The organism is Pseudomonadota bacterium, assembly GCA_030860485.1.
Classification (GTDB): domain Bacteria; phylum Pseudomonadota; class Gammaproteobacteria; order JACCXJ01; family JACCXJ01; genus JACCXJ01.
On the sequence record JALZID010000239.1, the window covers coordinates 1 to 10,696 of the forward strand.

A 10,696-nucleotide genomic window follows, 5' to 3' on the forward strand; every position below is an offset into this window, starting at 1 on the left:
GTTTTCCGTCAGACGACCAACCAACTGCTGGTATTTCTGCTTGGTGGCTTTGCGCAGGCCCTTGTCCACGCATAAAGAATAGGTCCTTACAAGATATTGTTCAAGTTATTTCTACTAGCGGCCTTAACACGCGGGACGGCTTGCCCCTATTTCGCTTGTTCAGAGAAGCTTGAGGAGCGTTGCCACGGCGGCGATCGCGGCCATGATCATGGCCCCGAGCTTGATGGTCAGCCGATACTCCAGTTCCCGCAGTTCGGCCTTGGTCGCCACCTTCGCTTCCATGTGTCTAGGAGAACAGACGGTCCACCGGCATGGACCAGCCGGGCACGGCGGGTTCGGCCTCGGCGACCTCACCCCTGCGATACACCGTCGGATGTCCCGGATCGCCGCCGCGATAGACCCGCACGACCTGATCCCGCAGTACATCGACGTCCCACACAACGAGCGTACCCGCGGCGAAATAGTCTCTGCGTTTGTCCGCCATGGCACGCTCCGCCGGAGGCCCGTAGTCGTTCTCGCTTCGTACCTCCGCGGCGAAGACCGGAGCGCCTTGCAGGAATAATCCGCCCCTGAGCTTACCGATGTAGAAGGCGGCATCGGGACTGAGCGAGCCGCGGTTCGGCAGATTTACCAGGAACCCGACATTATCCGGGAACGCATAGCCACGACCTCCCGTCCGCCGCTCGTACTCACGCAGGCCGACATAGATCTCACCGCCCGCTCGCGCCGGTACACCGCCCGTGGGGGCCATGAGGATCAGTTCTCCATTGACGATTTCCGCCTTGCCCTTGTCCGGGGCACCATAGAGGTCTTCCACCGTGGCGTTCGCTCTTCTGCTCATACCGAGCCCCCATTACGCGGATCGTCGTGTCATTGTACTCCGGTTGCACTGGTTCAACCCGCCCCCTTGCGGCGACCGGGGAATGACGTGCTCATCGGCGGTGACGACACCGACCGGCTGTAAAGGGGGGCGGCAACGACAAGCCCTTCGGCGATCGGGGTCTATCTGCCGTCGATGGCGACGACAGCGTCTACGGCGGCCCGGGCAGGGACACGCTCGACGGCGTGACGGCCGGGACCGGAGCCGAGATCGATTGGGGCGCAACACCGTCGAGAGCTGTGAAAACGGCGGTCCCGCGGCCCCCGAAGCCCCCCCGGGATCCGGCCCCGTCCAATCCCTCCGCATACCCGCCCGTATCCAATGCTCCAGGATGCACCGGGAACTAGGCCCGGGCCGCACGGGCATAACGAATACTGAAGGCGGCGGTCCCGGCGGTGACCGCCGCCGCAATGGCGACAGCGGGCAAGGGATGAGCTTGCGCACCCCAAGTGTCACTCGCGCCGTATGTCGTTGGGTTTTCTTGTTCAAAAAGGTCTTGTTCAACAGTCCTACGATCTTCGTTCGGGCTGAGCCCTTCGACCGGGCCCAAGACGCAGCAGCTTTCAAGCTCCCCCCGTTCGGAATGAGCGTAGCGGCTCGCGGCTTTTCCGCGAGCCGCTGAGTCGAAGCCCGGCTCCAGGATCCCGAAAGCCCTTATCGGTCCCAGGGCTCGACCCCGGCCTTCTACTCCTGGCCTGCGGGCAGTGGTGAGAAATCCGGGCTTGCGTAACACAGGGGGAGCGTTGCCCGCGATTTCTCTGTGAATATTCCACACGCTGAGTGTGATCAATCTCACTGAGAATGGGTTCGGCCATGCGTAATGTGTGCTCCACACGGAGGTAACCGAACCTTGCCGTTTGGTACTCTCAAGGGCCGTCCCCTCGGGGCACGGCCTAGGACGTGCTGGAGGGAGCGGGTCTCAAGACGTGCGGAAGCTCAATTTCCGCGCAAGACCGCATCCTTCCGGAAGCCTTACCAACATATTTAGTTTTAGGGAGTAAATTCAGATGAACGCGATACGTAACATCTCTGCAGCACTGCTTCTCTCAAGTCTCGCATTAACGGGTCTTCCCGCTGAGGCCCGCCATTCTGTTTTTCCTTCTGCAGACCGCTTCAACACCGCTGGAATTACGACCAGAGTGTTGGCGTCTCACGTAACTCATTTTTGCTACCCGAGTAGGGTCGGCGTGGCAAACACAGATACCGAGCCCGAATCCGCTACGTGTAAGGTAAGTCAAAGTGGCGCGGTTTGGATTCTCGAAGCGATCCTGGGCCAGAGTAACGACGCCAACCTCTTCTGTACCGCTACCTGCGTCCCCTACTAGTGACGCGTGAAATCCCGGTGAGGGCCGCTTGTGCGGCCCTCGCTGGGATCCCTCCGAGATGGGGGGACCCTTGCCTGCGATCTTGGAAGGCCACCGCCCATCTCAAAGCACAGTACATTTCATCCAATAGCGGAGACCTAGCATGCGAACCATCGTCATTTTAACCGTCATGGCCATCACAACCGCACTACTTGCTTATAATTTTATGCGAGAAGACACTGCGGCCGAACAGCCTCAAGTGACATCGCAAAGAGGTGCGACTCCTGCGGTAGACGTCCGAGGTAGATTGGACGAACTGGCCAGCGCGTTGCGGCGCTTTGAGCAAACGAACCAAGAGCAGTTGCAGCGAGCAGAGCAGCAGCAAACCGGCTTGAAGAGGGGGCTCGCGGATTTGGATACCAGGCTCCGATCCGTGGAAGCTCGCGCCGGCGAGCAAATCACGCACGCGGTCACATCGGATAGCGCCGAGCAAGGCACAGACACGGCCGTCCCCAATAGCGGCGCCGGAAAGGCAGAATCAGCGGAGATTTCAGAGGCCGACTTCGGTCATTGGGTGGACGAAACGCTGCGCGTCGGATATTTCGACAGGGATGCGACGGAGCTGGCCACAGAACAAGCCGGAAAGAGCGTGGCAAAAGTGCCCGGCGTTAAACTCGAAGATATGCAGTGTGGCGAACGCTTGTGTCGCGCCACGTTTGCCCATGAGAACGGCGAACTGCCAGCGATTCAGGATCTTTTGGGACAGCCCCCATTCGTGACCGACGGCTTCACCATCAACGAGGCCGGCGCCCGTGTCTCGCTCTATTTCGCCCGACCTGGTGAGTCTCTAGAAGAGCTCCGCAACGAAGCACGAAATGCTGCCAAGTTAGGATCCTAGTTCGTGGTGAGAAATGCAGCCTAAACGGCCCGTAGACCCGCGTAGGCCGCCACCAGCCACTTGGTCCCGGCGCGCTCGAAGTTGACCTGGATGCGGGCGTGCTCGCCCATGCCCTCGAGGTCCAAGACCACCCCTTCGCCGAACTTGGCGTGGCGCACGCGCTGGCCCAGTCGCAAACCTCCTGCCGTGTCCGTGCGCGCGGAAGGGGGAAGAGACATTGACTTGCGCGCCCGGACATCGGCCAGCAATTCGGCCGGCAGCTCGCGGAGGAAGCGCGACGGTGGGGGATACTTCTCGCCCCCGTGCAGGCGCCGGGCCTCGGCGTAGGTGAGCACCAGCCGTTCCTGGGCGCGCGTGATCCCGACGTAACAAAGGCGCCGCTCCTCCTGGAGCTGGGCCGGGTCGTCGTTGCTGCGCTGGTGGGGAAACAGGCCTTCTTCCAGGCCCACCAGGAACACCAGTGGAAACTCCAGGCCCTTGGCGGAATGCAGGGTCATGAGTTGCACGCCTTCGGCGCCATCCTCGGCCTGGCCCTCGCCGGCCTCCAGCGCGGCCTGCGAGAGGAACGCGGTTAGGGGGTCCAACTCGCTCTCCGGATCGAGAACGAACTCGCCGGCCGCGCGCGCCAGCTCTTCGAGGTTCTCGATGCGGTCTTCTCCGCGCTCGCTCTTGTCTTTGAGGTAGTGCTCGGGCAGGCGGCTCGCCTCGATCACGGCCTCGACTCGCGCGGCGAGCGGGCGATCATCGCCCGGTGAGGCCATGCACTCGATCAGGATACAAAACCCCCGCAGCGCGCCGAGGGCCCGGGCGCCGGCGCTGCTCGCGGCCAAAAGGCGTTCCGTGGCTTTCCATAGGGACACACTCTCGCGCCGTGCGGTCTCCCGGATCAGCTCCAGGCTGCGTTCGCCGATGCCGCGGTTCGGGGTGTTGACTACGCGCTCGAAGGCCGCGTCGTCGTCGCGATTGGCGATGAGGCGCAGATAAGCGAGGACGTCCTTCACCTCGGCGCGCTCGTAGAACCGAAAACCACCGTGGACGCGATAGGGGATGGCGCGTTGTCGCAGTGCATCCTCGAAGACCCGCGACTGGGCGCTGGTCCGGTACAGCACGGCACATTCGCCGTAATGGCGCCCGTCCTCGTGCCAATGGCTCAGGGTCTCGACGCAGTAACGGGCCTCCTCCAGCTCGTTGAAGGCGGAAAAGAGGCCGATCGGCGTGCCCTCGGCCCCCTCCGTCCAGAGCTCCTTGCCGAGCCGTTCGCTGTTGTTGGCGATGAGGGCGTTGGCGGCCTTCAGGATCGTGGCGGTGGAGCGGTAGTTCTGCGTCAGACGCAGGAGTCGCGATCCGGCGAAGTCTCTCTGGAACCTGAGCATGTGCTCGACTCTGGCGCCGCGCCAACTGTAGATCGACTGATCGTCGTCGCCGACCGCGAACAGCGTCCCGCTATCGCCCACCAGTTGTTTGAGCCAGGTGTACTGGAGGGCATTGGTGTCCTGAAACTCATCGACCAGGACGTGGCGAAAACGCCGTCGATAGTGATCGCTCAGATCGGGGTGGTCGCGAAACAGCTCCGAGATACGCAGCAGGAGCTCGGCGAAGTCCACGAGACCCGAGCGCTTGCACATCTCCTCGTAGGTCCGGTAGATGCGGATCGTCTCCACGCGATACGGATCGCTCGAGGCCTCCAGGCGTGCCGGACGCAGCCCTTCTTCCTTACGGGCGTTGATGAACCACTGGATCTCGCGGGCCGGCCACAGCGCTTCGTCGAGACCTAGGGTGCGGATGGCGCGTTTGATGACACGTTGCTGGTCGTCGGCATCGAGGATCTGGAAGGTGCGGGGCAGCCCGGCGCGCTCGAAGTGCAGCCGCAAGAGACGATGGGCGATGCCATGGAAGGTCCCGACCCACAGCGAGCGCATCGACGCGCCGAGCAGCGCCTCGATGCGCCCGCGCATCTCGCCGGCGGCCTTGTTGGTGAAGGTGACGGCGAGTATGCCTTGTGCCGTGGCCTGCCCGGTCTCGCAGAGCCAACACATGCGGTGCACGAGCACGCGGGTCTTGCCGCTCCCGGCCCCGGCCAGCACCAGGGTATTGCCTGGCTCGACCGCCACCGCCTCGCGCTGCGCCGCGTTGAGCGGATCGATGATACGGGTGACGTCCATATCGCTCAGAGCTTGTGAAAAAACCTACTGCGCTCGGGATCTCGCGTTCCGGCTGTGCTCGGAATCCTCATGTATTTCAACATACACTCCGGTTGCTCGTCCCATCCTTGGGACTCGCCCCTTCGGGGCTTGCGCTCCGTTTCGCTCCCGGCGAAACGGTCCTGCGCTCCGGCGAAACGCGACCTCCCTTCGCTCGCGACGGTTTTTTCACAACCTCTCACGGCATCGAGATCCCGAGCGCAGTAGGTTTTTTCACAAACCCTCACGCGCGAGGTCCGGTTCCTCGCAATGCGCGAGCAGGTATTCCCGGGTGCGCGTGCGCAAAAGGAGCGCCGTTTTCCAGGCGTCGCCGCCGGCCTCGGCCTCCAGGGCCCCGGGGTCGATGGCCGCACCGATCTCGATGCGCACCGGCCCGGGGGTGGGGATCCAGTTACCGTCGCGCAAAATGTAGCGCGTGCCGCGCATGACCACGGGCACTACCATGGCACCGTGCTCCGCGGCCGCGATGAAGGCCCCCATGTGGAAGGGCAGGAGCCCCGGGATACGCGAGAAGGTGCCTTCCGGGAAGAACAAGAGGGTGCTGGTGCGACGCAAGGTCTCCGCGATGCGGCGCGCATCGGCCACGCCCTTCTGTTTATCGGAACGTTCGACGAACTCCGTGCCAATGCGGTCAAAAAACAGCCGCGGGACGAAATGCCGGCCGAGCTCGGCCTTGGCGACGAAACTGACGGGGCGGGGGAGAAAGCCGACGAGATAATAGGCGTCGAGGATGCTCGCGTGGTTCGCGCAGAGGACCACCGGCGTGCCCTCGGGTGGGAGCAGAGTAGCGCCTTCTACCGTGCAGGGCGTCCCGGCGGCGCGCGCCAGGAAACGCGCTGCCATGCGCATGGCCCCAAAGCGCCAGGTGCGCGCAGGCAAGAGCACCACCAGGGTCCAGACGATCGGCGCGAGGAGCGCGAAGAGCGACCAGCAGTAGACCCCGTAGGCCACCGATTTCAAGCCCCGGCGCGCCCGGCGCAGTGCAGGGCGTACGGTCGCGACCATGAGCCGGGCCACCTGCCGCCAGGCGGGGGGTTGCCGCCGTCCGATGGCGCCCGCTTCGTAGCGCTCGCGGCAGGCGCCGCGCCGGATCTTGCCGCTACTCGTCTTGAGCACCGTCCCCGAGGGGGCCAGCACCAGATCATCCGGCGGCCCGCCCACCAGATCCGAGGCCAGGGTGTTGACGAGCACCCGCAAGCGCTCGCGGGCCTCGTCTTGCAGCTCGTTGGTCTCCGCCACCACCACCAGCCGCTCGGTGCCGGATTGCGGGTCCGGGCTCCCAAAGACCGCGACTCTCCCGCGCCGCACTCCCGGCAGCTCCCCCACCGCCTCCTCCAGCTCGTGCGGATAGATGTTTCTGCCCGCGCGGATCACGACGTCCTGGGTCCGGCCGGTGATGTAGACCTCGCCGCGTGCGATGTAGGCGAGGTCCCCCGGGGTGACCCAACCCGACTGGATCAATTCCCGCGACGCGGTGGGGCTGCGAAAATAACCAGCCGTTGCCGACGGCCCCCGGAATTGCAAGCGGCCCTCACGGCGCTCGGGCAGCTCGCGGCCGCCATCGTCGACGATGCGCACCTCGTGCGCGGGCAGGGGTTGGCCACAGGCCGTGAACTCGAGGACGTTGCCCGAGGTGCCTATCGTACTTACATTGGGCGTTGGTGCAGTGGGCCCGGCCTCGACAGCCACGCCTTCGTTCATGAACGCCTCGCGCTCGATGCGATCGATGAGCGGGCCGCGCCCGAGCGGCGGCATGGCGAGCGCCAAGGTCGCTTCGGCCAGGCCGTAGACCGGCGCCATTGCCTCGCGGCGAAAGCCGTAGGGCGCGAAGCGTTCGCAAAAGCGCCGCACGGTGTTCGGATTGACGGGCTCGGCCCCGTTCAGCGCGGCGCGCCACGCACTCAGGTCCAAACCTTCGAGGTCGCGGTCCAAAAGGCGCCGCAGGCACAGCTCATAGGCGAAGTTGGGTGCGGCCGAGAGCGTGCCGCGGTATCTGTGCATGGCCCACAACCAGCGTTGCGGCCGCGCCAGGAATAGGAGCGGGGACATGATCACGAGCCGGGTCGCGTGATAGAGGGTCCCGAACCACGCCCCGATCAGGCCCATGTCATGGTACAGAGGCAGCCAGCTCACGAACACGTCCGTCGAGTCCGCCTGCAGGGCGCGGCCCGAGGCACGAATGTTGGCGAGCAGATTGGCGTGGGTCAGCACCACGCCCTTGGGGTTGCCGGTGCTGCCCGAGGTGTATTGCAGGAAGGCGATGTCCTCGGCGGTGAGGGGGGGCGTATCGCAGTGCCCGTGCCGGGCGGCGAGGTCCTCGGTCGTGACCACGGCGCGCAAGGTGTCGGACTGCGCCTGGAAAAGCCGCGCGAAACCGCGCGCCTCGGCGATGGTGATCAACATCGCGGCTTGGCAATTCTGGAGCAGGGTGCGGTGTCGCTTGAAGTGGTCCTCGATCTGGTTCATGCGCGCCGGCGGGTAGATGGGCACGGGCACGCCGCCCGCGAGGAGCACCCCGAAGAAGCTAGAAAAGTACGCGCGCGCCGTGGGCAGCATGAGGACCACGGCTTCCTGGGGTTTGAGCCCGCGATACTGGAGCGCCGCGGCCGAGGTCTCGGCCTCCTCGAAGAGCTCGCGGTAGCTCATGCCCTCCTCACGGTCATCGCCGGAGAGCAGGGTGGTGTGTGTCCGATCAGGGTGGGTGGCGACGTGCCAGCGCAGGACCTCGACGAGCGTCTGCGCATCTTGCGGGGTTGCGGTTGCGGCGATGGGCGCGGCATCAGTGCGGTGGTCCTGCGTCGATGAGGGTCGCGCCAGCGACTCGCCTGCGCGGTGCAAGGCCTCAAGGAGATCGCCGATGGTCTGGGCCTCAACGGCGATCTGCTCGGGGAGGTGCACGCCGAGGCGGCGTTCGATGCGGGCCAGAAGCTCCACACGCCCGAGACTGTCGAGCCCCACGTCCCGATCGAGCGAGCTCGAGAGCGTCAGGCCGGCGCACCGGATCGTCCCCTGCCGCAGCTCTTCTGCAAGCTCCTCGACGATCGCGATCAGGGCCTGGCTTTCGCCGGCTAACAGTCGATCCTGTGCCGCCATCGCACTGCCGGAGCGCTCGCGCCGTCACGCACAGGTCGCCCGTCCATAATCCGGCGGCCGCGCATCGTGTGGCCCCGGATCTCGTGGCTCTGGCCTCGGCGGCCCTGTAGCTTACGGCCCTGGACTTCGCGGCACCTCATTGCGGGTCACTTTTCCTTCGGCTTTTTCGGTTCTTTGGTTTCCTGCGGCGGGGCGATCGCGACCAGCTCGATGTCGAAGACCAGGGTCTCGTTCGGTCCGATCCGGCCGCCTGCGCCTTGTTCGCCGTAGGCCAGGGCGGGAGGAATGACCACCTGCCACTTCGCGCCCTCCGGCATCTTTACGAGGGTCTCCTGCCACCCCTTGATCACGCCGTTCACTCCCAACGAAACCGGCTTGCCGGCGCGCTCGGAGCTGTCGAACTCGGTGCCGTCGATCAGCGTACCCTTGTAGTGCACGGAGACCGTGTCGGTGGTCTTGGGTTTGGCGCCGGACCCGGCCTTGATCACCCGATACTGGATGCCGTTCGGCAGTTTCTCGACGCCCTCTTTCTTGCCGTTCTCCTTCATGAAGACCTCACCCGCCGCCAGGTTCTTGTCGGCCAATTGCTGCCGCGATTTCTTCATCGCGCCCTGCTGGCGCGCCATGACGGCCTCGAGCTCCTCGCGTGGGAGACGCGATTTAAGACCCCCGCCGACATCGCCAATGGCGAGCGAGAACGCGGGAAGGTCGAGGTCCATGCCCTGCTGTTTCAGGCTCTCGCCGACCTGTCTTCCGATCATGTAGCTGAGCTTTTCCTGGTCGGTGCCCAGCTTCGGGGCTTCCTCGGCGAGGCTCGCGGAGGTGACGGCGATGCACAGGATCGCCAGCAGGTGCTTCTTGGTCATGATGATTCCTTGGTATTCTGATTGAGGATGGTTGCGATGGGCCAGGCGCGGCGTTCGGGCCGCGACGCGCCTGCTTCTTATCATAGAGATGCTATATTCCCACATGAGGAGCGAGACTCCAAGGGTGTCTGTGGGCAGGGGGCGGGAGCGTCGGGAATAACGATGGGCCGATGATTCGGCCACTCAGACTGGGAGGGGGGTCGAGCGATGCGTATCATATTGTTAGGGGGTCCTGGGGCCGGGAAGGGGACTCAGGCGGATTTCCTGTGCCGGCAGTTTGGGATCCCCAAGGTCTCGACCGGGGACATGCTGAGGGCGGCGGTCGCACTGGGGACGCCGCTCGGTATCGAGGCCAAGCGCGTGATGGATAGCGGCGCTCTTCTGTCCGACGACATCATCCTCGGGCTCGTGACGGAGCGCATCGCGCGACCCGATTGCGCTCAGGGATTCCTGTTCGACGGCTTTCCCCGCACCATCCCGCAGGCCGAGGGCCTGGCGTTGGCGGGGGTCGAAATCGACTACGTGATCGAAATCGCCGTCGATGACGAGGAGATCGTGCGCCGCATGTCGGGCCGTTGGGTGCACCCGGCCTCGGGCCGCGCCTATCACCTGCTGTTCAACCCCCCAAGTGTCGCGGGTCGTGACGATCTGAGCGGCGAGCCGCTGATCCAGCGTGACGACGACCGGGAGGCTACCGTGCGCGAGCGTCTCGCGGTCTATCACCGCCAGACCGAGCCTTTGGTTGATTATTACCGGCAGCGCGCGCTGGCGTTCGGCAAACCGCGCTATGCCCGCGTCAACGGCGTGGGCGATGTGGACGAGGTTCGCACGCGCATCGTGGACGCACTGGCGGACCATGGTTGAGCATGGAGTCCGATGCTCGTGGGCACGCCGGCACCCAAGAGCCGAGGTCGCGATGTAGACCCCGAGCGCAGCGATGCAGACAACCCATAAAACGGTTGCATGCGCTATAGTTGTGATGTATATAGCATCCACGTCTTGAGTGTGCATTCAAGGCTCGTGCTACTTGCGCGGAGAATCCATCATGGCATTAACCAAGAAGGGGTTGGTGAGAAAGGCAGCCGCCAAGAAGAAGCCCGCGGCGACCAAGAAGATAGCGGTGACCAAGAAGAAGAAGAAGATCGGGACAGCCAATGTGAAGGTGGCCGCCGCGAGGATCGCCAAGACGGCGGCCAAGAAGATCACGGCGAAGGTGACCTCGGCAAAGAAAACCGTGGCAGGCAAGCTATCGAAAGCAACCGCCAAGAAAACGACTGCGAAGAAGAAGGCGGCCAAGAAAACCGCGAGCAGATCCCGCTAGCCCCGCATCCTCTCGCGCCGCGGGGCGCGAGTCCTTCCAAGCGGGCAGCCCTTAGGTGCGGTGGATCGTCACCCGCGATGACGCCCGATCGCCGAGCGTCATCGCGGCGCCGCAGAGCTGGAACGCCGGGGGC

General features: G+C 64.5%; 7 protein-coding genes. 3 read left to right on the forward strand and 4 right to left on the reverse strand.

Annotation, left to right across the window (positions count from 1 at the left end; genetic code table 11):
• Positions 1–286: 286 nt before the first annotated feature.
• The gene (locus M3461_14660; GenBank protein MDQ3775494.1) at positions 287–841 is read right to left on the reverse strand and encodes a Uma2 family endonuclease; all 555 of its coding nucleotides are present in this window, start codon (positions 839–841) and stop codon (positions 287–289) included.
• Positions 842–2,347: 1,506 nt separating this feature from the next.
• Between M3461_14660 and M3461_14665 the strand changes: the two genes are divergently transcribed.
• Positions 2,348–3,082 carry a hypothetical protein gene (locus tag M3461_14665; protein MDQ3775495.1) on the forward strand — a complete coding sequence of 245 codons (735 nt, stop codon included), beginning with the start codon at positions 2,348–2,350 and terminating at the stop codon, positions 3,080–3,082.
• 20 nt (positions 3,083–3,102) lie between these two features.
• Here the strand turns inward: M3461_14665 and uvrD are convergent, their stop codons facing one another.
• The 3 genes from uvrD to M3461_14680 all read right to left on the reverse strand — a co-directional run bounded on the left by uvrD (position 3,103) and on the right by M3461_14680 (position 9,242).
• Positions 3,103–5,244: a DNA helicase II gene (uvrD, locus tag M3461_14670; GenBank protein MDQ3775496.1), complete on the reverse strand. Its 2,142-nt coding sequence runs from the start codon at positions 5,242–5,244 to the stop codon at positions 3,103–3,105.
• Positions 5,245–5,496: 252 nt separating this feature from the next.
• Complete coding sequence (locus M3461_14675) at positions 5,497–8,376, reverse strand: AMP-binding protein (protein ID MDQ3775497.1); 2,880 nt, start codon at positions 8,374–8,376, stop codon at positions 5,497–5,499.
• A gap of 146 nt (positions 8,377–8,522) precedes the next feature.
• Complete coding sequence (locus M3461_14680; GenBank protein ID MDQ3775498.1) at positions 8,523–9,242, reverse strand: FKBP-type peptidyl-prolyl cis-trans isomerase; 720 nt, start codon at positions 9,240–9,242, stop codon at positions 8,523–8,525.
• A 207-nt stretch (positions 9,243–9,449) separates the two neighbouring features.
• On the opposite strand from M3461_14680, the gene adk reads away from it, so the two are divergent.
• Together adk and M3461_14690 are read left to right on the forward strand one after the other, a co-directional pair.
• The gene (adk, locus tag M3461_14685; protein MDQ3775499.1) at positions 9,450–10,106 is read left to right on the forward strand and encodes an adenylate kinase; all 657 of its coding nucleotides are present in this window, start codon (positions 9,450–9,452) and stop codon (positions 10,104–10,106) included.
• Positions 10,107–10,287: 181 nt separating this feature from the next.
• Positions 10,288–10,563, forward strand: a complete 276-nt coding sequence (locus tag M3461_14690) for a hypothetical protein (GenBank protein MDQ3775500.1) — start codon at positions 10,288–10,290, stop codon at positions 10,561–10,563.
• Positions 10,564–10,696 lie beyond the last annotated feature (133 nt).